The sequence below is a fragment of the Variovorax sp. 05N34 genome (assembly GCF_056397405.1).
In genome coordinates, this window is the sequence record NZ_JBFTNI010000011.1 from 70,583 (window position 1) to 95,159 (window position 24,577).

General features: G+C 63.6%; 27 protein-coding genes. 22 read left to right on the forward strand and 5 right to left on the reverse strand.

What is annotated here, in order from left to right; translation table 11 throughout:
• Window positions 1–184 precede the first annotated feature (184 nt).
• Window positions 185–457 (forward strand): hypothetical protein, encoded by a 273-nt coding sequence (locus AC1DMA_RS26075; protein ID WP_478145937.1) that lies wholly within the window; start codon window positions 185–187, stop codon window positions 455–457.
• Window positions 458–460: 3 nt separating this feature from the next.
• Here the strand turns inward: AC1DMA_RS26075 and AC1DMA_RS26080 are convergent, their stop codons facing one another.
• The gene (locus tag AC1DMA_RS26080) at window positions 461–1,426 is read right to left on the reverse strand and encodes a LysR family transcriptional regulator (RefSeq protein ID WP_478145938.1); all 966 of its coding nucleotides are present in this window, start codon (window positions 1,424–1,426) and stop codon (window positions 461–463) included.
• 105 nt (window positions 1,427–1,531) lie between these two features.
• On the opposite strand from AC1DMA_RS26080, the gene AC1DMA_RS26085 reads away from it, so the two are divergent.
• Both AC1DMA_RS26085 and AC1DMA_RS26090 read left to right on the forward strand, forming a co-directional pair.
• The gene (locus AC1DMA_RS26085; RefSeq protein WP_478145939.1) at window positions 1,532–1,906 is read left to right on the forward strand and encodes a nuclear transport factor 2 family protein; all 375 of its coding nucleotides are present in this window, start codon (window positions 1,532–1,534) and stop codon (window positions 1,904–1,906) included.
• An 84-nt stretch (window positions 1,907–1,990) separates the two neighbouring features.
• Window positions 1,991–2,368 carry an antibiotic biosynthesis monooxygenase family protein gene (locus AC1DMA_RS26090; protein ID WP_478145940.1) on the forward strand — a complete coding sequence of 126 codons (378 nt, stop codon included), beginning with the start codon at window positions 1,991–1,993 and terminating at the stop codon, window positions 2,366–2,368.
• On the opposite strand, the gene AC1DMA_RS26095 is transcribed toward AC1DMA_RS26090, so the two are convergent.
• Window positions 2,328–3,881 (reverse strand): methyl-accepting chemotaxis protein, encoded by a 1,554-nt coding sequence (locus AC1DMA_RS26095; RefSeq protein WP_478145941.1) that lies wholly within the window; start codon window positions 3,879–3,881, stop codon window positions 2,328–2,330. The two genes, AC1DMA_RS26090 and AC1DMA_RS26095, sit on opposite strands and share 41 nt — an antisense overlap.
• Before the next feature lie 115 nt (window positions 3,882–3,996).
• Here AC1DMA_RS26095 and AC1DMA_RS26100 point away from each other — a divergent pair, with 115 nt between their 5' ends.
• From AC1DMA_RS26100 to AC1DMA_RS26120, 5 genes are all read left to right on the forward strand, one after another.
• Complete coding sequence (locus tag AC1DMA_RS26100) at window positions 3,997–4,512, forward strand: CinA family protein (protein ID WP_478145942.1); 516 nt, start codon at window positions 3,997–3,999, stop codon at window positions 4,510–4,512.
• Between the two features lie 84 nt (window positions 4,513–4,596).
• Window positions 4,597–5,088 carry a cupin domain-containing protein gene (locus AC1DMA_RS26105; RefSeq protein WP_478145943.1) on the forward strand — a complete coding sequence of 164 codons (492 nt, stop codon included), beginning with the start codon at window positions 4,597–4,599 and terminating at the stop codon, window positions 5,086–5,088.
• A gap of 192 nt (window positions 5,089–5,280) precedes the next feature.
• Entirely contained in the window at window positions 5,281–6,660 is a 1,380-nt protein-coding gene (locus tag AC1DMA_RS26110; protein WP_478145944.1) for a CHASE2 domain-containing protein, read from the forward strand.
• Window positions 6,657–7,004 carry a hypothetical protein gene (locus AC1DMA_RS26115; RefSeq protein ID WP_478145945.1) on the forward strand — a complete coding sequence of 116 codons (348 nt, stop codon included), beginning with the start codon at window positions 6,657–6,659 and terminating at the stop codon, window positions 7,002–7,004. Before AC1DMA_RS26110 ends, AC1DMA_RS26115 begins: the two co-directional genes overlap by 4 nt.
• A gap of 29 nt (window positions 7,005–7,033) precedes the next feature.
• Window positions 7,034–7,738 carry a hypothetical protein gene (locus AC1DMA_RS26120; protein WP_478145946.1) on the forward strand — a complete coding sequence of 235 codons (705 nt, stop codon included), beginning with the start codon at window positions 7,034–7,036 and terminating at the stop codon, window positions 7,736–7,738.
• Between the two features lie 35 nt (window positions 7,739–7,773).
• Here AC1DMA_RS26120 and AC1DMA_RS26125 read toward each other — a convergent pair whose 3' ends face one another.
• From AC1DMA_RS26125 to AC1DMA_RS26135, 3 genes are all read right to left on the reverse strand, one after another.
• Complete coding sequence (locus AC1DMA_RS26125) at window positions 7,774–8,130, reverse strand: hypothetical protein (protein WP_478145947.1); 357 nt, start codon at window positions 8,128–8,130, stop codon at window positions 7,774–7,776.
• Window positions 8,130–9,335, reverse strand: coding sequence for a hypothetical protein (locus AC1DMA_RS26130; protein ID WP_478145948.1), 1,206 nt, complete (start codon window positions 9,333–9,335; stop codon window positions 8,130–8,132). Before AC1DMA_RS26130 ends, AC1DMA_RS26125 begins: the two co-directional genes overlap by 1 nt.
• Window positions 9,336–9,461: 126 nt before the next feature.
• Window positions 9,462–10,064, reverse strand: coding sequence for an acyltransferase (locus AC1DMA_RS26135; RefSeq protein WP_478145949.1), 603 nt, complete (start codon window positions 10,062–10,064; stop codon window positions 9,462–9,464).
• Between the two features lie 187 nt (window positions 10,065–10,251).
• Between AC1DMA_RS26135 and paaG the strand changes: the two genes are divergently transcribed.
• The 14 genes from paaG (at window position 10,252) to paaZ (ending at window position 24,466) form a co-directional block, all read left to right on the forward strand.
• On the forward strand, window positions 10,252–11,052 hold the full coding sequence (gene paaG / locus AC1DMA_RS26140; RefSeq protein WP_478145950.1) for a 2-(1,2-epoxy-1,2-dihydrophenyl)acetyl-CoA isomerase PaaG: 801 nt from the start codon (window positions 10,252–10,254) through the stop codon (window positions 11,050–11,052).
• Window positions 11,053–11,058: 6 nt separating this feature from the next.
• The gene (gene paaI, locus AC1DMA_RS26145; RefSeq protein ID WP_478145951.1) at window positions 11,059–11,508 is read left to right on the forward strand and encodes a hydroxyphenylacetyl-CoA thioesterase PaaI; all 450 of its coding nucleotides are present in this window, start codon (window positions 11,059–11,061) and stop codon (window positions 11,506–11,508) included.
• A 19-nt stretch (window positions 11,509–11,527) separates the two neighbouring features.
• Window positions 11,528–12,847 (forward strand): phenylacetate--CoA ligase PaaK, encoded by a 1,320-nt coding sequence (gene paaK / locus AC1DMA_RS26150; protein WP_478145952.1) that lies wholly within the window; start codon window positions 11,528–11,530, stop codon window positions 12,845–12,847.
• A 158-nt stretch (window positions 12,848–13,005) separates the two neighbouring features.
• The gene (gene paaA, locus AC1DMA_RS26155; protein WP_478145953.1) at window positions 13,006–14,019 is read left to right on the forward strand and encodes a 1,2-phenylacetyl-CoA epoxidase subunit PaaA; all 1,014 of its coding nucleotides are present in this window, start codon (window positions 13,006–13,008) and stop codon (window positions 14,017–14,019) included.
• Between the two features lie 29 nt (window positions 14,020–14,048).
• Complete coding sequence (gene paaB, locus AC1DMA_RS26160; RefSeq protein ID WP_478145954.1) at window positions 14,049–14,375, forward strand: 1,2-phenylacetyl-CoA epoxidase subunit PaaB; 327 nt, start codon at window positions 14,049–14,051, stop codon at window positions 14,373–14,375.
• 11 nt (window positions 14,376–14,386) lie between these two features.
• Window positions 14,387–15,160, forward strand: coding sequence for a 1,2-phenylacetyl-CoA epoxidase subunit PaaC (paaC, locus tag AC1DMA_RS26165; protein WP_478145955.1), 774 nt, complete (start codon window positions 14,387–14,389; stop codon window positions 15,158–15,160).
• Window positions 15,157–15,678, forward strand: a complete 522-nt coding sequence (gene paaD, locus AC1DMA_RS26170; protein ID WP_478145956.1) for a 1,2-phenylacetyl-CoA epoxidase subunit PaaD — start codon at window positions 15,157–15,159, stop codon at window positions 15,676–15,678. Before paaC ends, paaD begins: the two co-directional genes overlap by 4 nt.
• Window positions 15,679–15,691: 13 nt before the next feature.
• Complete coding sequence (gene paaE, locus AC1DMA_RS26175; protein WP_478128672.1) at window positions 15,692–16,777, forward strand: 1,2-phenylacetyl-CoA epoxidase subunit PaaE; 1,086 nt, start codon at window positions 15,692–15,694, stop codon at window positions 16,775–16,777.
• A gap of 28 nt (window positions 16,778–16,805) precedes the next feature.
• Window positions 16,806–17,429, forward strand: a complete 624-nt coding sequence (locus AC1DMA_RS26180) for a TetR/AcrR family transcriptional regulator (protein WP_478145957.1) — start codon at window positions 16,806–16,808, stop codon at window positions 17,427–17,429.
• Window positions 17,430–17,494: 65 nt separating this feature from the next.
• A complete protein-coding gene (locus AC1DMA_RS26185; RefSeq protein ID WP_478145990.1) occupies window positions 17,495–18,649 on the forward strand; it encodes an ABC transporter substrate-binding protein in 1,155 nt (384 codons plus the stop codon).
• 154 nt (window positions 18,650–18,803) lie between these two features.
• Entirely contained in the window at window positions 18,804–19,832 is a 1,029-nt protein-coding gene (locus tag AC1DMA_RS26190; RefSeq protein WP_478145958.1) for a branched-chain amino acid ABC transporter permease, read from the forward strand.
• A complete protein-coding gene (locus tag AC1DMA_RS26195; protein ID WP_478145959.1) occupies window positions 19,829–21,655 on the forward strand; it encodes a branched-chain amino acid ABC transporter ATP-binding protein/permease in 1,827 nt (608 codons plus the stop codon). Before AC1DMA_RS26190 ends, AC1DMA_RS26195 begins: the two co-directional genes overlap by 4 nt.
• Before the next feature lies 1 nt (window position 21,656).
• On the forward strand, window positions 21,657–22,397 hold the full coding sequence (locus AC1DMA_RS26200) for an ABC transporter ATP-binding protein (protein WP_478128676.1): 741 nt from the start codon (window positions 21,657–21,659) through the stop codon (window positions 22,395–22,397).
• Between the two features lie 23 nt (window positions 22,398–22,420).
• Complete coding sequence (paaZ, locus tag AC1DMA_RS26205; protein ID WP_478145960.1) at window positions 22,421–24,466, forward strand: phenylacetic acid degradation bifunctional protein PaaZ; 2,046 nt, start codon at window positions 22,421–22,423, stop codon at window positions 24,464–24,466.
• Window positions 24,467–24,577: the final 111 nt, after the last annotated feature.

The window sequence follows — 24,577 nt, forward strand, 5'->3', positions numbered from 1 at the left end:
GCCGCAGTCAACTCAAACGTCTGCGGCTTTGCTGTTCGTGCCCCAGTTTTGGCGGCTCGAACGGGGAGCCGAAAGGCTCGCCGGTTCTCCCTGGAGCTGCCCGGTCTTCCAACCTGTTCGAGCTGCCGCCCTCGTTTGGAAGCGAGCGTGGCGGTTGTAGCAAACCGCAGCTTCAGGAGGCCTCATGGTCCACCCTACTTGCGCGCTCGCGCGCCACCCGAACGTTCCCCCCGCACACGAACACTCAACCGTGGAGGCCGATCTCAGCGCATTAAGAGAGGCCTATCGCGCAATCGCATGTGTTCACAACCTGCTGCTTCATGTGCGAAGTCCGCACACACCCGAGCGCGACGATCTTCGCGGCGAAGTGGAAGCGCTGGTGGCGCTGATCAACTCTGAATTCGAGCGCCGCGCCAAGGCCGCAAGGGCCAGCATTGCTTCAATGCCGCGCCACTAGGCTCTAGGCGAATACGGATGTCGGCCGCTGGCGCGCGTCGTCGCGGCTCTCCGATAGCTGCCCGGGCATCATGCTCGCCACAAAGTCGATGAACGCTCTTACCTTGGCCGGAACGTGGCTCCGGCTGGGGTAGTACACGTAAAGAGGAAAGGTCTCGCCGGCCCAGTCCCTCAGAACAGGCTCCAGCGTGCCCGCACGCAGATGCATGTCGATTCCGAGATCGATCACCTGCGCGATACCGTAGCCCGCAAGGCAGGCGCCGATTTTGGTTCCCGCATCCGTGACTGTCAGATTCCCCTTGACGGCGACCTTCACCTTCTCGTTGCCACGCCAGAACTCCCATTCGAAGGGCCTGCCGCTCGCCGGATCGATGGCGTGGATGCATTCATGGCCGTCATCGACGAGGTCCTTCGGCGAGTTGGGTCGGCCGCGTTGCGCAAGATATGACGGCGCGGCCACTGTCAGGACTCGCGGACTGTAGAGCCTGCGACAGACCAAGCTTGAAACGGAGGGTGGTCCAAACCGAATGGCGAGATCGAATCCGTCGCTCACCAAATCCGACAGGTCGTTTCGGGTCTCCAGCTTCAATTGAAGTGCAGGATGGTCTTTCAAGAACTGCGCCAACTCCGGTGCCAGCACCAGGCGCGCAAACACGGCGTCACACGCAACGCGCAATGTTCCGCTGACGACCGAGGTTTCGCCCGAAGCGCCCACAGTCGCCTCTTCAATTCCCTGGAGCAACGGCAGCACCTTTGACAGCAGCGCATGCCCAGCGTCCGTGACTTCAACATGTCGGCTGGTGCGATGCACGAGCTTCGCGCGCAGGCGGTCCTCCAGTCGTTGAACAGCGCGACTCACGGCGGGCTGAGTCTTGCCCAGGCGAGATGCGGCGCGGCCAAAGCTCTTGGATTCGGCTACAGCAGCAAGGGCAAGCAGGCCGCTTACAAGTCCTCCATCGAGGTCTTCCATGATCTATGTGTTCCTGTAATGGCAGCGATAACCGCTTCGCAGTAGCCGAGCGCGGAGGGATCTTTCACTATACGAGTCCTTTCGACCCTTCAGGAAAGTCAGCAAATGACCCAGACCCAAGCCGTACTCGCCTTGATCGATGACTATTTCAATCTGGCGTACGAGCCTGCGAGCCGTGACTTCAATAAAGTCTTCCACCCGAGCTGTCTCATCCAGTGGATTCAAGAAGGCCAGCTCAACACCATGTCGTCTCCGGACTATTCGGCGCTCATCCACGGGAGGCCGAGTCCTCGATCAACCGGCGCGCCCAGGGATGAAGCGGTTCTCTCCATGGAGAACATTTCGGACATTCTTTCAACAGCGACAGTGAGGGCGCGGGTTGGAAACAGGCTTTTCAACGATCACTTCGTGCTGCACAAGATCGATGGAAGTTGGCTCATAGCGAACAAGGCGTCCTTCATTGTGCGTACGTTCGAATGAAGAATGGAGCGGCCGATGCCCCGCTCATAAACTCGCGCTCCGCGAAGGGCGCAGTGCCCTTCTCCCTCTCCCGTTCCACACGCAATGATTTCCGCTTCATTCATCTTCAACAAGGCCGAGTTCGACGACGAGTACTACCAGCTGGACGAACAAATCGCGCAAGCGGCCAAGGCCACTTCGGGGTACATCGGCGAGGAAAGTTGGGAGAACCCGCAAAGCGGAAAGGTTTGCACGGTGTACTACTGGGAGGGAAGAGAAGGGCTTCGCGAACTGATGGCGAATGCCGATCACCTCAAGGCCAAGTCCGCAAGCTCGCGTTGGCTGGCGGGCTATCAGGTGGTGGTGTCGGAGGTTCTGGCGACCTACGGCACCCAGGGCTACGAACACATTCTGAACGGCCGCGGGTTCGACAACAGCGGCCTCAGGTCACCGCTGGGTCCGCAAGCCCCGGCGTCAACGTAAAAACACTCACTGCCCGCACCAGGCTCCCAGCCTCCATCTGCAGCGACTGCGCCGCCGCCGAAGCCTCTTCAACCAGCGCCGCGTTCTGCTGAGTCACTTGATCCATCTGTGTCACGGCCTGGTTGATCTGTTCAATGCCCGAGGTCTGTTCCTGGCTCGCCGCGCTGATCTCGCCCATGATGTCTGTCACCCGGCGCACACTGGCCATGATCTGTTCCATCGTGCGGCCGGCTTCGTCCACCAGCGAACTGCCCGCGTCGACCTTGCCGACGGAATCGTCGATCAGACCCTTGATTTCCTTGGCCGCGGCCGCCGAGCGCTGTGCCAGTCCGCGAACTTCCGAAGCCACAACCGCGAAGCCACGGCCCTGCTCGCCCGCACGGGCGGCTTCCACTGCTGCGTTGAGAGCCAGGATGTTGGTCTGAAAGGCGATGCCATCGATCACGCCGATGATGTCGACGATCTTTTTGGATGACGCGTTGATTGATTCCATGGTGTCGATCACCTGACCGATCACGTCGCCGCCTCGCACCGCCACTTCCGATGCCTGCGCCGCCAGTTGATTCGCCTGCCGTGCGTTGTCCGCGTTCTGCTTGACTGTCGTCGTGAGTTCCTCCATCGACGCCGCTGTCTGTTCCAGCGAGCTGGCCTGCTCTTCGGTGCGCGACGACAGGTCCTGGTTGCCCGTTGCGATCTGGGTGGTTGCGCTCGCGATGGTGCCGGTGCCTCGGCGCACTTCGCCGACGACGGTACTCAGGCTCTCGTTCATGGCCTTGAGTGCCTGCATCAGTTGACCGGTTTCGTCTTTCGATCGCACTTCGATCCGGCTCGTCAGGTCGCCGCCTGCGACCACTTGCGCAATCATGACTGCCTCACCGATCGGCCGGGTGATCGTGCGGCTGAAGAGCACACTGGCCACGCCGCCGACCACGCACACGCCGAGCATGAGCGACAGGCTGATCCAGAAGGCGTGGTTCGCGTCCTCGGCCGCCTGTGCCGCGACCACCGCACTGTCCGTCTGGATGCGGCGTGCCGCTTCGCCCAGCAATTTTGTCGCTTCGCGATCGACGCCGGCGACGGCCACATCGCCTGCGTGTGGCTCGAATCCGCTGGTCTTGAATGCCTCGAAGCCCTTCCTGTAGGCCAAGCCCATCGCGATGTGGGCGTCTGCGAATTTTTTTACCAGCTCAAGGCCCTCGCCCGGCGGAAGGGACACCTGCAGTGCCTTGGCGGCGGTCGCCACGGCGGTCTCCTGCTTTTCAAAGGCCGACCAGTGGTCGGCCAGTTCGGCGGGGTCCTTGCCGCGCAGCAAGGTGTCCTTCCATTCCTGGACCTGAGCCTTGAAGGTCAACAGCATCTGAGTGATCGCGCGCTCGTCGGCGACTCGGGCCTGCACCGTGTTGCCATAGGTGTCGAGCGAGCGGTTGAGAAAAAACATCCCGGAAAGCGCCGCTGCCAGAAGCAGCGCAACGCCGGCTGCGAAGGCCAGTGGAAGCTTGATGCTGAGTTTCATGAAAGTTTCTCCCTTGATGAAGGACGGTCGAGGGAATCCGGATCCCGCCTCCATATGTGATCCCTATCGGCAGAACCGGGCGAAACTTGAGCACCTTTTTGCTGGATCATCAGTAATGGCCACACCGAGCAGCACCACTCTCCCTTCACTCGCCGAGATCGCGCAGCGCGTTGGCGCCGCGTTGAAGGAGCGCAAGCAAACGGTCGCAGTCGTCGAGTCTTCCGCCGGCGGCCTCGTTTCAGCCGCGCTTCTTGCCGTACCGGGCGCATCGAGCTACTTCCTCGGTGGCGCGGTCGTCTACTCCAGGCGCGCAGGCAAGGCGCTGCTCGGCCTCACGCCGGATGACGTCGCAGGCATGCGCGCGGAGACCGAGCCCTACGCGCTAATGGTCGCAGGCAAGGTCCGCGACATGCACCGCGCCTCGTGGGGCATCAGTGAAAGCGGCGCCGCTGGGCCATCGGGCAGTCCGTATGGCGATGCGCCAGGCCACGTGTGCATCGCAGTCGTCGGCGCAGCTTCGGCAAGCAAGACTATCGCAACCGGCAATGACGACCGCGCAGCGAACATGGACCTGTTCGCGCGCCATCTTCTTGTGCTCTTCGAAGAGACATTGCTCGCCGCCGATCGCTGAACGCCGGCACGCGCTCCCGGGGCTGGATGTCAAAGCCCAAGAATGCAAGACTACGTGGATCCCCCGAATCACGCGGAGCAAGTCATGTCGCCTACAGCCCCGATCACTGACGCCAACCCCACGGTCGCTGAAATGGAGGCCCGAGTTGCGCGTTTCCGTTCACTTCAACCCACGGACGACTACGCCGATGCAGGCATCCCCGGTTGCGAGCGAACCACCTGGCGCGTGCTGGGTACGCCACCGGCGGCGCCGCTCGCGGCAGAGGGCTTTCATCTCAACATCGTCTGTTGCAATCCGGGCAAGTCTGCGCCGCTGCACAACCACCTGACGCAGGAAGTGTTCGTCGCACTGTCGGGTCGGTGGGAGGTCTTTTGGGGCCCGGCTGGCGAACGCAATGTGGTGCTGGAGACGTGGGACACGATCTCGATACCGCCCGGTGTGTCGCGCGGATTCAGGAATATCGCGGCGGAGCCGGCCTATCTCATGGGCATGGCAAGCGGCCGTGATCCCGGCAACATCAATTGGCCATCCCAGATTCGAGCCGCGGCGGCGGCGGTTGGAGTTTCCCTGCCTTAGACGAGATGGATCGGAGAATTCTGCTGCGGAGTCTCGATCTGAAATCAATCCTCGGAGAGGCCGCTGATGCCCGCAGCCCTGACGCGAGGTTCGACCTTTAGATAGATTGCGTCGCCGAGATTGCCAAGGGTAGAGTTGGATTCGGTGCGTCGCCTGAGATCTCCAACTCAAACCCTTCAAAGGGCAACTGCGATGAGTTTCAACATTCGCACGAAGATCGCCCGGGCCTTCAAGGTCGTGTTGGGCCCTTTGGGATTGAACAAGCCAACGCGGGAGCCGTGGCCCAAGATTCTTCAAGTCGCAGCAGTCATTGCCCTGCAGACACTGGCGTACGGCATCGAGCAGCAAATCGAGCACCAAATTCTTGGCGAAAGGGTCGCCAACGTCGTCATCGCGGGTCAAAGCTGGTATCAGCTGATGGTGTCGGCGTACCCACGAGCGCTTTCGCCAAAGTTCAGCACCGTGGTGCACATAGACCCGAGGTTGGACCCGACCGCAGAATATTTTCCGAACAATTCATGCGTGCAAAGAAAATATTTTGCGGATCTCTTGCCTGTTCTGGCGGGCTTTGCGCCGCATGTCATCGTGCTCGACCGGCGCTTTCTGCCGCTTGGATGCGAACCAATGGCGTCAAACGATCCGACCGAAAGGCTGCAGCAGGCGATATCGCATGTCACCACGGTATTGCACGTCCCGATCATTCTCGGGATGGGTATCGAGGAGGCTCCTCCGACGCCGAGCGGCGATAGAACTGCGGCCCATGTCATTCCGTCGTTGGGTTTCGCGCCGTCCCCGCTGCTGACGGTCGGCATCCTCAATACAGACCGTACACCCGAAAGGCTCGCTCTCGGATGGACCGTCAAGGTGCAGCCTGGGGGATCGGAGGAATGGGTCAACGGACTTGCCCTGCAATCGGCGCTCCTCCGCGAGCCCAGGCTTGTGGATGACTCCTCCGTCCTCAAGCACCTCAAGGGGAGCGGCGAATCACCCTATATGAGCCTGATACGGCCCGAGAATCTTGTGCTCGTGCGATCAGGAGACTTGCTGTGCCTTCCGATGCCGTCCAGCGATCGGAGTCTGTCTAAGCGATGCCTTGATCTGAAGCCTTCTCTTCAAAATCTGGACCGCCTCCGTGGCAAGGTGGTTTTCGTGGGTGAGGTCGGACGGGGTGTCGACCGACACAGCACGGTCATCGGAGACATCTCCGGCGTCGATCTGCAGGCGAACGCACTTGAAGCACTTTTGGACGAGAGATTCTTCCCCCCCGCGCCGGCTCTCATCGATATTGTTTTCGGAATCTTGTTCCTGTTCGCAGTAGATTGGGCGCTTTCGCACAAGACCACCCTGGTGGCGATTGCGCGTTTCGTGTCCGTGGCGTGCATCACTCTGCTGTTGCTCGCTTTGACCATAAGGAGCACCGGCTACTACGTTTCACCATTGGGAGTGAGCGCGCTGGTCGTCATGAAGCTTATTTGGTGGGCAGGGGAACGCACAGGATTGTTTGGATCAGCCCACGCTCACCCCGACACAAGTGGTGTCAATTCGCAAACCAAGGACGGAGGCTCAGCATGAACGTCGACAGACCTCGTTTAGCTTTCGGGCTTCTTGCGCGAGCCTGCATTGCCTTGGCGGCTGTGGTCGCAACCGTCAGCGCCAATGGTCAAACGGAGACCGCTCCGCCCAAACATCAACGACCGCCAGGCGATGAGGCAGGTGGTGTGAGCAACAAGCCAGAGACTCAAAAGGAAAGCGAAGCTGCCGGTGCCACCGCCGGCGCCACGGCCGGTGCCGCGATGGGTGCCATGACCGGCTCAGCCAAAGAGAGCGCAAAGGCGGAAGCCCGGCGGGCGGAGGCAGCCACCAGCAGCAAAGCGCGGGCCAAACGGAGCGATTCGAACAAGATGAAGCAGGACTAGTAAACGCAAGAGGCTGTGGGGAGAAGGCAATGACCATCGCCAACAGCAGCCGGATCAGCGGCCTCGACGTTTTCCCGCCGCAGCGAAACTACATGCTGCTGACGCTGTCGGATCTCCTGGAAGCGCGCCGGCACTATCACGTCCACCTGGCCCGCCTCCCCAATGTCGTCGGTACCGCCGTGGGGCGCTATCTGATCCACGAGAAGGATTGGTTCGCGACCCACGCGCCAGGATACCTGCACGATGGCGAGCCTCAAGACAACGGAAAACCCAACCGCGGCGCTGGCGTGCACACCGAGTATGAAGAGACGATGCTGCGCCGGAATGCGGTGCCCTTTCTCGACAGCATTCAGAAGGCGCTCTCGTCGGGAGCCAGCCACGCCAGGACGCCAGCGACGGGCCACGCGGCGGCAGTCGAAACGGTGCGGCTGATGCAGCGCACCTTCAAGACTATCAAGCCACTGTCGATCGTTGATGCCTACGACGCAGGGGATGACCTGTGGGATACCTTCGGCACCAAGACGGTGGGCGTGATGGTCGACGGGGTGCGAACCCTTCGCGCGATCTGGCGGGGCGCATGGAATGTTGCGGGTGGCGAAAAACGCATCGTGGCCAGCCGGCTCGTCGGCGTTCCTCCCAAGGACCTCATTGACCTCTACATGCGCAACACGTGGATGCCGTCGAAGACGTCGAAGACGTTGAAGACGGTTGCGGCGGTCTTGAAGGGCTTGTAGCGGGGTGCTACCGCGGCGCCGCTTACGGGCGCCGCTTACGTCTTCGGCAAGCTGAGATAGTAGAAGACGAAGGACACGCCGCACCCCAACACAAAGAGGACGAGCGACACCAAATTCGAAGAGCCCTTCTCAAGCCAGGTCGGGGGCTTTCCCTCGGATGCCGGCTGCAGGCGTTTTGAGGCCTCGGCGGCGGTGGTCTTGAAGCTGCGTCCGTCGGCCAGTGTCACGGTGATCTCTTCGTTTCCAGGTGCCTGCCGGATTGCGTCGATGGCATCCGCGGAAAACCCATGACTGGTCAGAATTCCTGTCACCGCCGCCAGGTGAGGCTTGCCGCGCACAAAGTAGGCAATGACGGCCGAAATGACGATTCCCACAATGAGTATCCAGGTCATCACGTCTCCTTGGTTGATGAAGGCATGGTGGGAGCGGTGTGCGCCCTTCGGTGCAGTTCCACGACCGCGCGCCAGGTCGGAGAGAGYGCCACATTTTGCGCGGGGAAGTGCCCCGCAACAATGGTCCAGATGTTGTCGAAGAAGATATGGCAATGACGCGAGATCGTGTCGATCCGATCGGCAAGGTCGGGATGTGCGGCCTTGAGTTGCATCACCAGGAACGTCAAACGAGTACGGGGATGTGGATGCATGTCGTCACCATGGGCCCTGAAGTAGAGATGGCCCATGAAGGCCTCCGGCAGGAGTGAGTAGTCGATGCGAAACGCCAGGTAGTTGATGGTTCGATAGATCAAGCTCATGGTTTCGAACATCACCAGGACGGCAATGAGCGCAGGCATCGTGTTGTTGGCCGGCTGGTGGCTGGACAAGGTTCCCCGTAGCGCGTGCACGTCCGCATCGCACTCTCGCTGCTGCAAGGACCCCAAGCCGGCAGCGCCGGAGAAGTGACCCAGCGACAGATGCGACAGCTCATGCAAAAGACAAAAGGCGAAGGCATCCGACAAGAACTCGGCTGCGAACAGGTGGCTCCTCATGCTCGCGTAGTCGACGCCGTGCTCCGGATACGGCCAGTTCTGAGTGACGAGGCCGAATAGCGACTCGGCGACGCCATGCAGCGTGATCGCCGCTCTCTGGAGGTCCATCGCTGTGCTCTGGGAAAGAACCTTTTCCAGGTCGGTGGGTTGCGCAGGGCGGCCGTCTCCGGCGCGCGCAAGCACCTCACCGACGAGCATGTGCAGGACCAACATCCCAGTGCTGAATACGACGGCAGTCTTTCCGTCCAGGTCATTGCGAGTCACGCTGGGGTAGATGGAGGCCAGCGGCGCGGTGCCCATCAGCAACGAATCACCCAGCACGATGCCGGCGGGAATGGCGCCGGCTGCATTCAGCCTGCGGTAGGCCGCCTCCAGAAGAGGGAAGGTCAACTTCTCCTGGAAGCGCGATGGGGGCGAGGGGCCCCGAAGTTCAATGGGGCCTTGGCCACCCATCGTGATGAGTTCCAGTATCGAGATCTCCACTTCATGCGGCACGACATACTGGGCGGAGTAGGCGAAGCTCGGGTCGTCAACCCGGGCGAGAAAGCCAGCCTCTCGCCAGGCTTCTTGCTGGATGTACTCCAGCAAGGTCAACGCGGGCGGGGGCGGCACTTTTCGCCGACACAAGAACTGCAGCGCTCGTATTGGCACGTTGATCCTTTCGCCGCGGAGGACTGGTTCGCAAGAATACCGTGTGAGTGCCCCTACGCTGCGTCGAACGCCCGCCGGCTGACCAAGCTACCCGCGCTTCGTCGCGATCAACGGCTTCACATCCGGCGCATTGACGCGCGGCCGATTGGCCTCGACAGCGGGCAGCGCGTCGACTTCCTTCATGCTCGCAAGACTGCGCCGCGTGAGGTCCTGGTAGGTGCGGGTGCCTTCCAGCTTCCACGCGACTTCCTGATCGCTCAGCTCGCGCATCACCTTGGCAGGAATACCGGCGGCGAGCGAGCGCGGAGGGATTTTCTTGCCGGCCGGAACGAAGGCGCAGGCCGCGAGGATGGCCGCTTCGCCGACTTCGGCTTCGTCCATGACGACGGCGTTCATGCCGACCAGCGCGTCACGTCTGACGATGCAGCTGTGCAGCACGGCGCCGTGGCCGATGTGGCCGTTTTCTTCGACGACGGTGTCATGCGCGGGGAAGCCGTGAATCACGCAGGTGTCCTGCAGGTTGGAGCCGCGCTCGAGCACGATGCGTCCGAAGTCGCCGCGCAGCACCGCGCACGGCCCGACATAGCAGTCGGGGCCGACGATCACGTCGCCGATCAGTACGGCTGTCGGATGCACATAGGCGCTGGGGTCGATGACCGGCACCACTTCTTCGATCGAATAGCAAGGCAAGGCTGTCTCCTTTGAGTTGACGGGAAGGGGCGTCGGCAGATCGTCGGCAGATATGCGGGTTTCCCCGTGGGTCTTTTGACTTGCGCCCGACTGGTGTGCATCTTATGATTCACCGACCGGTCGGTCAATAATACTCGTGACCCGATCGGCCCCACCTCTCGACTGCGCCCATGACTGGAGACAAAGCTTGTCCGATTCACTCGTCCTTGCATCGCAAGACGGCCCGGTATTGACGCTCACGCTGAACCGGCCCGCCGCACTCAACAGCTTCACCGGTGCCATGCACGAGCAGCTTCGCGCTGCACTCGATGCGGCGGCGTCGAATGCCGAAGTCCGCTGTCTGATCCTGACGGGTGCGGGCCGCGGCTTCTGTGCCGGCCAGGATCTTGCCGACCCGATGGTCGCTCCGTCGCCTGCCGGCGAGCCGCCCAAGGATCTGGGCTGCGCGATTGAGATCCTCTACAAGCCCCTCGTGCGACGGCTGAAATCAATGCCGTTTCCGGTGATCGCCGCGGTGAACGGTGTCGCGGCCGGCGCGGGTGCGAACCTGGCGCTCAATTGCGATCTCGTGCTGGCGGGCCAATCCGCGAGCTTCATTCAGGCTTTCGCCAAGATCGGGCTTGTGCCAGACACGGGCGGCACGTGGTTGCTGCCGCGCATCGTGGGTCGCGCGCGCGCCATGGGGCTCGCGATGCTGGGCGACAAGCTCGGCGCTGCCGAAGCCGAGCGCATCGGCCTGATCTGGAAGTGCGTCGACGATGCAGCGCTGGCCGAAGAGGCGCGCAAGCTCGCAGTGCGCCTCGCCGCAATGCCGGTGAAGGCGCTGGCCGCCACGCGCAGCGCCATCGATGCAGCGCAACACCTCACGCTTGATCAGGCGCTGGACCGCGAAGCCGTTGTCCAAGCCGAGCTCGGCCGCGCACACGACTACCTCGAAGGCGTTGCCGCCTTCGGCGCAAAGCGCGCTCCCGTCTTCACCGATCGCTGATTCACCATGACCGCACCCCAATCCGACCGCACGCCGCAACAGACCGCGGAGCTCGTCCGCGAGCGCATGTTCGCCAATGACCGCGCCGCGAAGAGCCTCGGCATGGAAATCGCAGAAGTCTCTCCGGGCAACGCAACGATCTCGATGACGGTGCGCGAGCACATGCTCAACGGTCATGACATCTGCCACGGCGGATTGATCGCGACGCTCGCCGACACGGCTTTCGCGTATGCCTGCAACTCGTACAACGAACTGACGGTGGCTTCGGGCTTTTCAATCGACCTGATGGCGCCGGGCCGCGAGGGTGACGTGCTTACCGCGCGCAGCTTCGAGGTGTCGAAGGCGGGCCGGACCGGCGTCTACGACTGCGAAATCACCAATCAGCGCGGCGAGCGCATTGCCGTGTTCCGCGGCCGTTCGTACACCATCAAGGGCAAGCCGGCCGTCGCCGCGTGAGCCGCCCGAGGAGACATCCATGCCTGTGAAGCAACCCGCCCCGGGTGAACTCGACCCCATCGAGACCGCGAGCCGCGACGAGATCCAGTCGCTGCAGTTGCAACGCCTGCGTTGGTCGCTCAAGCACGCTTACGACAACGTGCCGCACTACCGCAAGGCGTTCGACGAAAAGGGCGTTCATCCGGACGATCTGAAGCAACTGAGCGACCTTGCCAGCTTCCCCTTCACGACCAAGAAGGACCTGCGCGACAACTACCCCTTCGGCCTGTTCGCGGTTCCGAGAGAGCAGGTCTCGCGCGTTCATGCGTCGTCGGGCACCACGGGCAAGCCCACGGTGGTCGGCTATACCAAGAACGACATCGACACCTGGGCATCGTTGGTCGCACGTTCGATCCGCGCTGCAGGCGGCCGTGCGGGCGACATCATCCACATTGCTTATGGCTATGGCCTTTTCACGGGCGGACTCGGCGCGCACTACGGTGCCGAGCGGCTGGGCTGCACGGTGATTCCGATGTCCGGCGGGCAGACCGAAAAGCAGGTGCAGCTCATCCGCGACTTCAAGCCCGAGATCATCATGGTCACGCCCAGCTACATGCAGGTGATCGTCGAAGAATTCGTGCGGCAAGGGCTCGATCCGCGCGAATGCTCGCTCAAGGTCGGCATCTTCGGCGCCGAGCCGTGGACCGAGGCCATGCGCCATGAGATCGAAGGCAAGGCCGGCATCGATGCGGTCGACATCTACGGCCTCTCCGAAGTGATGGGCCCAGGCGTCGCCAGCGAATGCATCGAGACCAAGGACGGCCCGGTGCTTTGGGAAGACCACTTCTATCCGGAGATCATCGATCCCGAAACGGGCGAAGTGCTGCCCGAAGGCTCGGAGGGCGAGCTTGTCTTCACGTCGCTGACGAAAGAAGCGCTGCCCATCATCCGCTACCGCACGCGCGACCTCACGCGTCTCTTGCCGCCCACTGCACGTTCGTTCCGCCGCATGGGCAAGATCGTCGGGCGCTCGGACGACATGCTGATCATCCGCGGCGTGAACGTCTTCCCGACGCAGATCGAGGAGATCGTGTTGCAGCACGCCAAGCTCTCAGGCCAATACCAGATCAATGTCAGCCGCGATGGGCTGCTGGATACGGTGGAAGTGCAGTGCGAGTTGCAGCCGCTTGCTGCGCCGACGACCGATGCGGCCGAGGTGCGCGAGATATCGCAGTGGCTCCAGCAGCGGATCAAGACGATGGTGGGCATCTCGACCACCGTCAACGTGCTGACGCCGGACTCCATCGAACGCACGCTGACTGGCAAAGCCCGCCGCGTGATCGACAAACGACCGAAATGAAGCCCAGGCTTCGCGCACTTCGTGTCGCTTCGCCATCCCCCTCGCTGGGGGCAATACCGGCGGACCGGCGGAGCCGGATCCGTGGTGTTTCCCGAAGAGGGGACGTTCGGTGGGGCCGGGGAGCGCAAGGCGCAGCGAACAACTGAAAGGATCAGATCATGTACACGCAAGCCATGGACACGATGGGCAAAGAGCCCGGCGACGGCAAGAAGGCCGTGCGCTCCGCTGACGAGATGCAGCTCGAACAACGCTTCGATGCCCGCATCGACGCTGGCGACTTCATCGAGGCGAAGGACTGGATGCCCGAGCACTACCGCAAGACGCTGGTGCGCCAGATCAGCCAGCACGCGCATTCCGAAATCGTCGGCATGCTGCCCGAGGGCAACTGGATCACGCGCGCGCCGACGCTCAAGCGCAAGGCCATCCTGCTGGCGAAGGTGCAGGACGAGGCGGGTCATGGCCTCTATCTGTATTCGGCCGCCGAGACGCTGGGTACTTCGCGCGACCAGATGGTCGATGCGCTGCACACGGGCCGCGCCAAGTACAGCTCGATCTTCAACTACCCCACGCTGACTTGGGCCGACATGGGCACGATCGGCTGGCTGGTTGACGGCGCCGCGATCATGAACCAGGTGCCGATCTGTCGCTGCTCTTATGCGCCGTATGCGCGCGCCATGGTGCGCATCTGCCGCGAAGAGAGCTTCCATCAGCGCCAGGGCTTCGAAGCGCTGCTCACGATGATGCAGAAGGGCACCGACGCGCAGAAGGCGATGGTGCAGGACGCGGTCAATCGGTGGTGGTGGCCGTCGATCATGATGTTCGGTCCGCCGGATGACCAGTCGCCCAACTCGGCGCAGTCAATGCGCTGGGGCATCAAGCGGTTCTCAAACGACGATCTGCGCGCCAAATTTATCGATGCCGCCGTCGAGCAGGCCAAGGTCTTGGGCGTGACGCTGCCGGACCCGGACTTGAAGTGGAACGAAGAGCGCCAGCACCACGACCACGGCCCCATCGACTGGAGCGAGTTCTGGCGCGTCATTGCCGGCGACGGCCCTTGCAACCGCGAGCGCCTCGGTGCTCGCGTGAAGGCGTGGGAAGACGGCGCCTGGGTGCGCGAAGCCGCGCTGGCCCATGCCGCGCGCCGCGCAGCCCCCGAACCGCTCGCGGCATAGCTCGCAGGCACACAGCAAGGAACACGATCATGAGCAGCAGCACCAATTCGACAACAACCGAAGCATCTGGCGTCGCGACCGAGTGGCCCCTGTGGGAGGTCTTCGTACGCAGCAAGTCCGGCCTCGACCACAAGCACTGCGGCAGCCTGCATGCCGCCGATCCGAAGATGGCGATCCAGATGGCCCGCGACGTCTACACGCGCCGGCAGGAAGGCACCAGCGTGTGGGTGGTGCGTTCAGACCAGATCGTCGCGAGCGATCCGGGCGACAAGGACATGTACTTCGATCCGATGGAAGACAAGGTGTACCGCCATCCCACGTTCTACCAGCTGCCAGGCTCGGTAGACCACATGTAAAGGCGGCCGTGATGCAAGGCTCCATTGCGCTCGATCTCCAACCTGCCGTGCAGTATTTGCTGCGCATCGGCGACACCTGCCTGATCCATGCGCAGCGCATCTCCGAGTGGTCGGGCCACGCGCCGATCCTCGAGGAAGACATCGCGATGTCGAACATGGCGCTGGACCTCATCGGCCAGGCGCGCGCCGTGCTGACGCTTGCCGGCCAGATCGAAGGGCAAGGGCACGACGAAGACCAGCTCGCGTTCCTGCGCGACGAGAAGGACTACCGCAATCTCACGATGGTCGAACTGCCGCGCGGCGACTTTGCGTTCACGGTGATGCGCAACGCGATGGTCGCCACGCTGATGAAGCTGCTGTGGGAACGCTTGCACAGCTCCAGGAACGCCGAACTCTCAGGCATCGCCGGAAAGGCCGTCAAGGAAGCGCGCTACCACCAGCAGCATGCGGCCGACTGGGTCGTGCGCCTGGGCGATGGCACGGATGAATCGCGGCAACGCATCGAGAAGGCGCTGAAGGACCTGTGGCTCTATGTGCCGGAGTTCTTCGATTCGGATGCGGTCGACGCCGCCGCGCACACCGCTGGCATCGGCCCGCGCTGGGTTGACCTGAAGGAAGGATGGCTCGCCGACATGAAAGCCATCCTCGAAGAAGCGAAGCTGTCACAGCCCGAAGAAGCCGCATTCCGCAGCACCGGCAAGCGCGGCGTACACAGCGAACACATGGGCTACATCCTCGCCGAGATGCAGCACCTGCAACGCGCCTTCCCAGGAGGCGTCTGGTGACCGCGTCGCCTGCCTCCGTCGCCGCGCGGTGCGATCAAGCGTGGGACGTGCTCGCCACGGTGCTCGACCCCGAAGTGCCTGCGCTGTCGGTGCGCGACCTGGGCATCGTGCGCGACGTGATCGAGCATGACGACAAGCTGGAAGTGGTGTTGACGCCGACTTATTCAGGCTGCCCTGCCACGGAGGTCATCGAGCACGACGTCCTCGCGGCGATCGACAAGGCCGGGCTCGGCCCCGCCTACGTCACGCTGCAACGCGCTCCGGCGTGGACCACGGACTGGATCAGCGCCGAAGGCCGTCGCAAGCTCTTCGAGTACGGCATTGCGCCGCCAGGACCGGTATCGCCGGACGGCGCCGTGCCGATCCGCATCTTCGGCCGCAAGGCGGATGCGGTCGCTTGCCCGCGCTGCGGCAGCAAGAACACCGAGCGCTTGTCGGCATTCGGTTCGACCGCGTGCAAGTCGATGTATCGCTGCATCGCCTGCCGCGAGCCTTTCGAACACTTCAAACCCATCTGAAGCGGCCAATGCCATGAGCGTCATGTTTCACCCACTGCGCGTGCGCGCGGTCGAGCCCGACACCGAAGAAGCGGTGATTGTTTCGTTCGACGTCCCGACCGATCTGCGCGACGTCTTCGGTTTCACCCAGGGCCAGTACCTCACCTTGCGCAAGGACATCGATGGCCAGGACCTGCGCCGCTCGTATTCGATCTGCGCGGGTGTGGACGATGGCGAGCTGCGCGTGGGCGTGCGCAAGGTCAAGGGCGGCACCTTCTCGAACTGGATCAACGAGCAGCTCCAGCCGGGCGACACCATCAACGTGATGGCACCGCAAGGCCGCTTCTTCGTGCCGATCGAGCCGCAGTCGCGGCGCCAGCACGTGGGCATCGTCGGCGGCAGCGGCATCACGCCGATTCTCTCGATCATGAAGACCGTCCTTGCGCGCGAGCCGCATTCGCGCTTCACGCTGATCTACGGCAATCGCAAGCTGCAGTCGACGATGTTCAAGGAGGAGCTGGAAGACCTCAAGAACCGCTACATGACGCGGCTGGTGCTGCATCACGTGTTCTCGGGCGAGCCGACCGATGCGCCGCTGAACATGGGCCGCATGAACCGCGACAAGATCGGCGAGTTCCTTCGCACGGTGGTTCCGGCCGGCAGCATCGACCACGCGTACATCTGCGGACCTTTCCAGATGAACGACGAGGCCGAGGCGGCGCTGCTCGCGGCTGGCGTGCCCGAAGAGCGCATCCACATCGAGCGATTCGGCGTTGCGGCGCCCGAAGGCGCGCCGGTGGGCGCCGTCATCCACGAAGCACGGCCCGGCGATGCCGAACTCGCGAAGATCGTCATCATTCGCGACGGCTTTCAGCGCGAGATCGAGTTCCACAAGGACCAGCCGAGCATTCTGGATTGCGCCTCGGCCGCGGGCCTCGAAGTGCCGTTCTCATGCACCTCGGGCGTGTGCGGCACCTGCCGCGCCAAGCTGGTCGAAGGGCAGGTGCGAATGGAGCGAAACTTCGCGCTCGACAAGAACGAGATCGCTGCCGGCTTCGTCCTGACCTGCCAGGCCCATCCGCTGAGCGAGCGCGTGGTCCTGTCGTTCGACGAACGCTAGAACATCCAACCCGAAAAGAAAAAATTCCATGGCACGCGGACGCTCACCCGGATATGAAGACCAGCGCGAAATGATCCTGGATCGTGCCGCGCAGCTCTTTGCCAACCGGGGCTATTCCGCGACGTCGATGAACCAGGTGGCCGAAGCCTGCGGCTTCTCGAAAGCGCTGCTCTATCACTACTACCGCGACAAATACAGCCTGCTGGTCAGCATCGCGGAAAACCATGTGTCGCGCCTTGAAGACCTCGTGGCCGATGTCGACCAGCAGGCCCTGTCGCCCGAAGCGCACCTGCGAGAGTTGATCCGGCGCTTCGTCCGGGAATACGCGGGCGCGCGGCATGCGCACCGCGTGCTGACCGAAGACGTGAAGTTCATGGAGCCCACGGACCGCGAGCGCGTGCTGGGCACCCAGCGCAAAGTGGTCGCCGGCTTCGCGCACGCGGTGATGGCGTTGCGCCCCGACTTGCGCAAGACCACGCTCGCCAAGCCACTGACAATGCTGCTGTTCGGAATGATCAACTGGATGTTCATCTGGATGCGGTCCGACGGCGAGCTCGACTACGACGCGATGGCGCCAGTAGTAGCAGACCTCTTCCTCGGCGGCCTTCCAGGTGTCAGACTTCCGCGGCCCGTTGTCCAGGCGGACGCCTGAGACAGCCGGACATCAATACCTTTTCATTTTTTCCAAACCAGCAAAACGGAGACAACCGCATGAGCATGAAACACCTCAAACCCTTCGCCGTGATCGCGGCGCTGATTGCATCGGCGTTCGCGCACGCCGACATCAACGTCGGCGTCACCGTGTCGGCGACGGGGCCTGCCGCATCGCTCGGTATTCCCGAGAAGAACACCATCGCGCTGATGCCCAAGACCATCGGCGGCCAGAAGGTCAACTACATCGTTCTCGACGATGCGAGCGACACCACGGCGGCGGTGAACAACACGCGCAAGCTGATCTCCGAGAACAAGGTCGACGTCATCCTCGGCTCGACCACCACGCCCAATTCGCTCGCCATGATCGACGTCGCGGCCGAGAGCCAGACGCCGATGATCTCGATGGCTGCCTCGGCCCGCATCATCGAGCCGATGGACGCCAAGCGGCGCTGGGTGTTCAAGACGCCGCAGAACGACATCATGATGTCGCTCGCCATTGCCGAGCACATGGCGGCCAATGGTGTGAAGACGGTGGGCTTCATCGGCTTCTCCGACGCTTATGGCGAAGGCTGGTTCCAGGAGTTCTCCAAGGCGGCCGATCTGAAGAAGATAAAGATCGTTGCCAACGAGCGCTATTCACGCACCGACACGTCGGTCACCGGCCAGACGCTGAAGATCATGTCCGCCAAGCCCGATGCGGTGCTCGTCGCGGGGTCCGGCACGCCGGCCGCACTGCCGCAGAAGAGCCTGAAGGAGCGCGGCTATAGCGGCAAGCTCTACCAGACGCACGGCGTGGCAAACGCCGACTTCCTGCGCGTGGGCGGCAAGGATGTCGAAGGCACCTTCCTGCCGGCCGGTCCGGTGCTGGTCGCGGAGCAGTTGCCCGCTTCCAATCCGGTGAAGAAGTCGGCGCTGGCATACGTGTCGGCTTATGAAGCCGCTTACGGCAAGGGTTCGGTGTCGACCTTTGGCGCGCACGCCTGGGATACCGGTCTGCTGATGACTGCTGCGGTTCCGGTCGCGCTCAAGAAGGCACAGCCGGGTACACCTGAATTCCGCGCTGCGTTGCGCGACGCGCTCGAACAGATCAAGGAACTGCCTGGTGCCCACGGCGTGTTCAACATGACACCGAACGATCACCTAGGCCTCGACCAGCGCGCACGAGTCATGGTCAAGATCGAAAACGGCGCCTGGAAATACATCCCCCCCGCGCAGTGAACGACGTGAGCTGGTTCCGCGCTATCTCTAAAACGTGCCCGGCGCTCCGGATCCTCTTTGCGGGAGCCGCCGCGGAACCGGCTTCGCCGGGCCGCTGGCAGCGCCCCCTTGAGGGGGGTGGCGGCCACACGCAGTGGGCGAGCCTGGGGGTGTGATGGATACTCAGATTGCTCTTTTGCTGGGGCAGGACGGCATCGTCAACGGGGCGGTCTACGGACTGATGGCCCTGGCGCTGGTGCTGGTGTTTTCCGTCACGCGGGTGATCTTCATCCCGCAAGGCGAACTCGTGGCTTTTGGCGCGTTGTCGATGGCGGCGCTCAACGGCGGGCGTACGCCGGCGACGCTGTGGTTGCTGCTGGCGCTTGCGGTCGCAACGCTTGCAGTTGAAGCCTGGCGCTGGAAGCGGGGCGCCACGGTGGATTGGAAGGCCACGGCTGTGTGGACGGTGGCCTTTCCGGTGCTGGCCTGCGCGCTGGTGCTCGGGTTGCATCCGTCGTCGCTCGCGATGCAGGCGGTGACGGCGCTGGTGCTCATCACGCCCCTGGGGCCGTTGTTGTACCGGCTGGCGTATCGGCCCTTGGCTGATGCGACGGTGCTGATTCTGTTGATCGTCTCCGTTGCGCTGCACGGCGTGCTGGTCGGCCTGGGCTTGCTGTTCTTCGGCGCCGAAGGATCGCGCACGCCTGCTTTCTCCGAGGCGCAATTCGATGTCGGCGGTGTGCCGATCAGCGGCCAGTCGATGGTGGTGGTCGGCGTCGCCTTCGTGCTGGTGGTGCTGATGTTCGTCTTCTTCGAACGCTCCATCGTCGGCAAGGCCCTGCGCGCCACGGCAATGAATCGCGTCGGCGCGCGGCTCATGGGCATCCCGACGGATCTTTCGGGGGATTTGAGTTTTGCCCTCGCAGCATTGATCGGCGCCGTCTCCGGCCTGCTCATCGCGCCGCTGACGACTGTCTATTACGACACCGGTTTTCTCATCGGGCTCAAGGGTTTTGTCGCGGCGATCGTGGGCGGACTCGGTAGCTATCCGATCGCGCTGCTCGGAGCGCTGCTGGTGGGGCAGCTCGAAGCCTTCTCTTCCTTCTGGGCCAGTGCATTCAAAGAGGTTCTCGTGTTCACGCTGATCATTCCCGTCCTGTGGTGGCGCTCGCTGCGCAGCCGTCATGTGGAGGATGAGGAATGACGCGGCGCTATCTCACGTTGCTGTGCATTGCGGCGCTGGCGCTCAGTTGGGCCTGGCTTCCGGAATTCACCGTCACGCTGTTCAGCTACATCGGTCTCTATTCGATGGTCGCGGCGGGCCTTGTCATGCTCACCGGCATCGGCGGCATGACGTCCTTCGGGCAAGCGGCTTTCGTTGCCGTCGGCGCGTATGCGACTGCCTGGGTCTGCACGTCGCCGGTTGCCGCTTCAGCGTTGGGCGGGGTGATTTCGCCGGGCGTGCTGCCGTGGGTCGGGCTGGTGCTCGGGCTCGTGCTCACCTTTGCGATCGCGTGGGGATTGGGCGCCATCACGCTCAAGCTGTCGGGCCACTACTTGCCGCTGTGCACGATTGCATGGGGGCTGAGCCTCTATTTCCTCTTCGGCAACCTGGAGTTCCTCGGTGGGCAGACCGGGATCACCGGCGTTCCGGCGCTCACGGTGGCGGGTTTCTCGCTCGCATCGCCGCGCGCATTGGGCCCGTTGATCTGGGCGGTCCTGCTGCTCGCACTCTGGGCGCTGCACAACTTGCTCGACTCGCGCGAGGGCCGCGCCATCCGCGCGCTCAAGTCCGGCCGCGTGATGGCCGAGTCGATGGGTGTCGATACGGCGCGCTATCGGGTCAAGGTGTTCGTTCTTGCGGCGCTGCTCGCGGCGCTGTCGGGCTGGCTCTATGCGCACATGCAGCGCTTCGTCAATCCGACGCCCTTCAACCTCAACATCGGCATCGAATACCTGTTCATGGCCGTGGTCGGAGGCGCCGGACATCTTTGGGGCGCAGTGCTTGGCGCAACGCTGATCACGCTGGTCAAGGAGCAGTTGCAGGACATCCTGCCCAAGCTGCTTGGCGCAAGCGGCAACTTCGAAGTGATCGTGTTCGGGCTGCTGATGCTCTTCGTGCTGCAACGCTTCGCCGAAGGGATGTGGCCCACGCTGGCGCGCGTGTCCGGTCGATTCCTCAAGCCGGACCCCGTGCCTGTGCCGAAGACGACCACCACGCTTGCCACTCGCAAACTACCTCCTGCGAGCCAACTGCTGCTGGAGGCGGACAAGGTCACGAAGCGCTTCGGCGGGCTCGTCGCCAACAACGCGGTGGCGATGACGCTCAAGGCCGGCGAAGTGCATGCGCTGATCGGCCCGAACGGCGCCGGCAAGAGCACCTTCTTCAACATGATCTCCGGCGTCGACGATCCGAGTGAAGGCGAAGTGCGCCTGATGGGCGAGCCGATGCGTGGCAGGCCATCGCGCGAGTTCGCGGCACGCGGGCTCGGTCGCACCTTTCAGCATGTGCGTCTGCTCGGCACGCGCAGCGTGCTGGAGAACGTGGCGCTTGGTGCCCACCGGCGCGGGCGACATGGCTGGTTGAGTTCGATGTTGCGGATGGACCGTGCGGAAGAAGCCGCACTTCTGGCCGAAGCCCGCCGCCAGATCGAGCGCTGCGGGCTCGGCGAATACGCCGACGCGCCGGCCGCATCGCTGGCGCTGGGCCAGCAGCGCGTGGTCGAGATCGCACGCGCGCTCGCGGGCCAGCCCGCCGCACTGCTGCTCGACGAACCGGCAGCGGGCCTGCGCCACCTCGAAAAGCAGGCGCTCGCAACGCTGCTTTCGCAACTGCGCGCCGAAGGGCTGGGCATCCTCGTCGTCGAGCACGACATGGAATTCGTCATGAACCTCGCCGACCGCATCACCGTGCTGGAGTTCGGCACCGTCATCGCCGAAGGCACGCCCGCTGAAGTGCAATCCAACCCCCGCGTGCTGGACGCCTATCTCGGCGGCAGCGACGAACCGATCCCGATGGCTGCATGACATGAACCCGCTCTTCGAACTCCAGGACTTCAGCGTCGCCTACGGCGCGGTCGAGGCGGTGCATGGCGTCGCATTGCGCGTCGACGAGGGCGAGATCGTCACGGTCATCGGCCCTAACGGCGCGGGCAAAACCACGTTGCTGTGTGCGGCGATGGGCTTGCTGCGCTCCACCGGCAGCCTCACGCTCGCAGGCGAGCGCATCGCACGGCCAAGCGTCGAAGCGATGGTGGCGCGCGGCGTGGCGCTCGTGCCCGAGCGGCGCGAGCTCTTCGGCGAAATGTCGGTCGAGGACAACCTGCTGCTCGGCGGCTTCTACCGCTGGCGCACGGGCAAGCGCGATCAGCGCGAGCGCATGGACGAAGTGTTCGCGATCTTTCCGCGCCTGAAAGAGCGCCGCGCGCAGCTCGCCAGCACGCTATCGGGTGGCGAGCGGCAGATGCTTGCTATCGGTCGCGCGCTGATGGCGCGTCCGCGTCTGCTGATGCTCGATGAGCCGTCGCTCGGCCTCGCACCGTTGATCGTGCGCGAAGTGCTGCATGTCGTCTCTTCATTGCGCTCGCATGGCGTCTCGGTGCTGCTGGTCGAGCAGAACGCGCGTGCCGCCTTGCAGGTCGCCGATCGCGGCTACGTGCTTGAAACCGGCGCGGTCGCATTGACCGGCCCTGCGCAGGCACTGCTGCACGACCGCCGAATCATCGACACCTACCTTGGCCTCGGCAACAAGAACGCCGTCGCTGCCTGACTGTCCGCAGAACGGAGAAATTCATGACCCAGACCCTTCAAAGCTTCATCGGTGGCCGCTGGCTCGGCCAGCAGGGCGCGCAAGAGCTTCGCAGTGCAATCAACGGCCGAGCCGTGGCGAGCACGCATGCCGAAAGCATCGATTTCGGCGAGGCGCTCGATCACGCACGCAACATCGGCTTGCCCAATCTTCTGGCGATGGATTTCCAGCAGCGCGCGCAACGCCTGCGAGCGCTGTCGAAGTACATCGCCGAGCACAAGGAAGAGCTGTACGCGATTTCTGCGCACACGGGCGCCACGCGCGCGGACAGCTGGATCGACATCGAAGGCGGTGCCGGTACGCTGGCCGCTTATGCCGGCATCGGCGGCAATGAACTGCCGTCGGGCAACCTCGTGCATGAAGGCCCGGCGATGYCGCTCGGCAAGAAGGGCGGCTTTGCGGGAACGCACATCCTGGTGCCTCGCCGAGGTGTCGCGGTACACATCAACGCGTTCAATTTCCCCGTGTGGGGCCTGCTCGAAAAATGGGCGCCGAGCTTTCTTGCGGGCATGCCCTGCATCGGCAAGCCGGCCACTTCGACCAGCTACCTGACCGAAGCGCTGGTGCGGATGATGCACCGCTCGGGTCTGTTGCCGGAGGGCAGTCTGCAACTGGTGATCGGCAGCACGGGCGACCTGCTCGACCGGCTCAATGGCTCCGATGTCGTGACCTTCACCGGCTCGGCGGACACTGCCGCGAAGCTGCGCGTGCATCCCAATGTCGTGCGCCAATCGATCCCTTTCAACGCCGAGGCCGACTCGCTGAACTGCGCCATCCTCGCGCCGGATGTCTCGCCCGACGATGAAGAGTTCGATCTTTTCGTCAAGGAAGTGGCGCGCGAGATGACCGTCAAGTCGGGCCAGAAGTGCACCGCCATCCGCCGCGCGATCGTCCCGCGTCAACATCTCGACGCCGTGGCCGACAAGCTGCGTGCGCGGCTCGCGAAGATGGTCGTCGGCGACCCCTCGCTCGAAGACGTGCGCATGGGCGCGCTCGCATCGCACGCGCAGCAGGCCGACGTCGCCGAGCGCGTGCGCATGTTGATGCAAGGCGCGGAACTGGTCTTCGGCGAGCGCGATGGATTTGCGCCGCGCGGCGAAGGCGCAGCGGAGGGCGCGTTTTTCTCGCCGACGCTTCTGCTTTCACGCGAACCGATGCGCCACGATGCCGCGCACGATGTCGAAGCGTTCGGCCCCGTGAGCACACTCATGCCTTATGAAGGACTCGATGAAGCGCTCGCGTTGGCAGCGCGCGGACGCGGCAGCCTTGTCGCCACGCTGGTCACCAAGGACCCGGCCACCGCCGCCAAGGCCATTCCCTTTGCGGCCGCACACCACGGACGCCTGCTCGTGCTCGACCGCGAAGCCGCAGCCGAATCGACCGGCCATGGCTCGCCTTTGCCCTTCCTCAAGCATGGCGGCCCGGGCCGCGCGGGCGGCGGCGAAGAGCTGGGCGGTATGCGCGCCGTCAAGCACTACCTGCAACGAGCGGCCGTGCAAGGCTCGCCGAGCATGCTGGCCGCAGTCACCGGCGAATACGTGCGCGGGGCGAAGCTGAACGAATCCGAAGTGCATCCTTTCCGCAAGCATTTCGAAGACCTGCAGATCGGCGACTCGCTGCTCACGCACCGGCGCACGGTGGGCGAGGCCGACATCGTTGCCTTCGGTGGCATCTCCGGCGACTACTTCTACATGCACTTCGACGAAGTGGCCGCGAAGGAGAGCCCCTTCGGCAAGCGCATTGCGCACGGCTACTTCGTGCTGTCGGCCGCCGCGGGGCTCTTCGTCTCGCCGGCGCCGGGGCCGGTGCTGGCCAACTACGGTCTCGACACGCTGCGCTTCATCAAGCCGGTGGGCATCGGCGACACGATCCGCGCGCGCCTGACCTGCAAGCGCAAGATCGATCGGCAGAAGAAGGATGCCAACGGCGTCGGACAAGGTGTCGTGGCCTGGGACGTCGAGGTGACCAACCAGGATGGCGATCTGGTCGCGAGCTACGACATCCTGACCCTCGTCGCCAAGCGGAGTTGATCGGCGCGGGCGTTCCACGCGCAAGGTGCAATCCTCCCGACGCTCGTCGCCGTTGCTTTCCTACAGCGGTGCGTGTCGGCGCATCCTAGGGTCCCAGCCTGGAGACCCGAC

Bases quoted from the DNA above. Each gene is read 5' to 3' on its own strand.
- AC1DMA_RS26180 (WP_478145957.1), top strand. From the start codon at position 16,806: ATGGCACGCGGACGCTCACCCGGATATGAAGACCAGCGCGAAATGATC.
- AC1DMA_RS26080 (WP_478145938.1), bottom strand. From the start codon at position 1,426: ATGGAAGACCTCGATGGAGGACTTGTAAGCGGCCTGCTTGCCCTTGCT.
- AC1DMA_RS26090 (WP_478145940.1), top strand. From the start codon at position 1,991: ATGATTTCCGCTTCATTCATCTTCAACAAGGCCGAGTTCGACGACGAG.
- AC1DMA_RS26120 (WP_478145946.1), top strand. From the start codon at position 7,034: ATGACCATCGCCAACAGCAGCCGGATCAGCGGCCTCGACGTTTTCCCG.
- paaC (WP_478145955.1), top strand. From the start codon at position 14,387: ATGCAAGGCTCCATTGCGCTCGATCTCCAACCTGCCGTGCAGTATTTG.
- AC1DMA_RS26095 (WP_478145941.1), bottom strand. From the start codon at position 3,881: ATGAAACTCAGCATCAAGCTTCCACTGGCCTTCGCAGCCGGCGTTGCG.
- AC1DMA_RS26195 (WP_478145959.1), top strand. From the start codon at position 19,829: ATGACGCGGCGCTATCTCACGTTGCTGTGCATTGCGGCGCTGGCGCTC.
- paaI (WP_478145951.1), top strand. From the start codon at position 11,059: ATGACCGCACCCCAATCCGACCGCACGCCGCAACAGACCGCGGAGCTC.
- AC1DMA_RS26125 (WP_478145947.1), bottom strand. From the start codon at position 8,130: ATGACCTGGATACTCATTGTGGGAATCGTCATTTCGGCCGTCATTGCC.
- paaK (WP_478145952.1), top strand. From the start codon at position 11,528: ATGCCTGTGAAGCAACCCGCCCCGGGTGAACTCGACCCCATCGAGACC.
- paaB (WP_478145954.1), top strand. From the start codon at position 14,049: ATGAGCAGCAGCACCAATTCGACAACAACCGAAGCATCTGGCGTCGCG.
- AC1DMA_RS26110 (WP_478145944.1), top strand. From the start codon at position 5,281: ATGAGTTTCAACATTCGCACGAAGATCGCCCGGGCCTTCAAGGTCGTG.
- AC1DMA_RS26115 (WP_478145945.1), top strand. From the start codon at position 6,657: ATGAACGTCGACAGACCTCGTTTAGCTTTCGGGCTTCTTGCGCGAGCC.
- AC1DMA_RS26085 (WP_478145939.1), top strand. From the start codon at position 1,532: ATGACCCAGACCCAAGCCGTACTCGCCTTGATCGATGACTATTTCAAT.
- AC1DMA_RS26105 (WP_478145943.1), top strand. From the start codon at position 4,597: ATGTCGCCTACAGCCCCGATCACTGACGCCAACCCCACGGTCGCTGAA.
- paaE (WP_478128672.1), top strand. From the start codon at position 15,692: ATGAGCGTCATGTTTCACCCACTGCGCGTGCGCGCGGTCGAGCCCGAC.
- AC1DMA_RS26200 (WP_478128676.1), top strand. From the start codon at position 21,657: ATGAACCCGCTCTTCGAACTCCAGGACTTCAGCGTCGCCTACGGCGCG.
- AC1DMA_RS26075 (WP_478145937.1), top strand. From the start codon at position 185: ATGGTCCACCCTACTTGCGCGCTCGCGCGCCACCCGAACGTTCCCCCC.
- AC1DMA_RS26185 (WP_478145990.1), top strand. From the start codon at position 17,495: ATGAAACACCTCAAACCCTTCGCCGTGATCGCGGCGCTGATTGCATCG.
- paaA (WP_478145953.1), top strand. From the start codon at position 13,006: ATGTACACGCAAGCCATGGACACGATGGGCAAAGAGCCCGGCGACGGC.
- AC1DMA_RS26100 (WP_478145942.1), top strand. From the start codon at position 3,997: ATGGCCACACCGAGCAGCACCACTCTCCCTTCACTCGCCGAGATCGCG.
- AC1DMA_RS26190 (WP_478145958.1), top strand. From the start codon at position 18,804: ATGGATACTCAGATTGCTCTTTTGCTGGGGCAGGACGGCATCGTCAAC.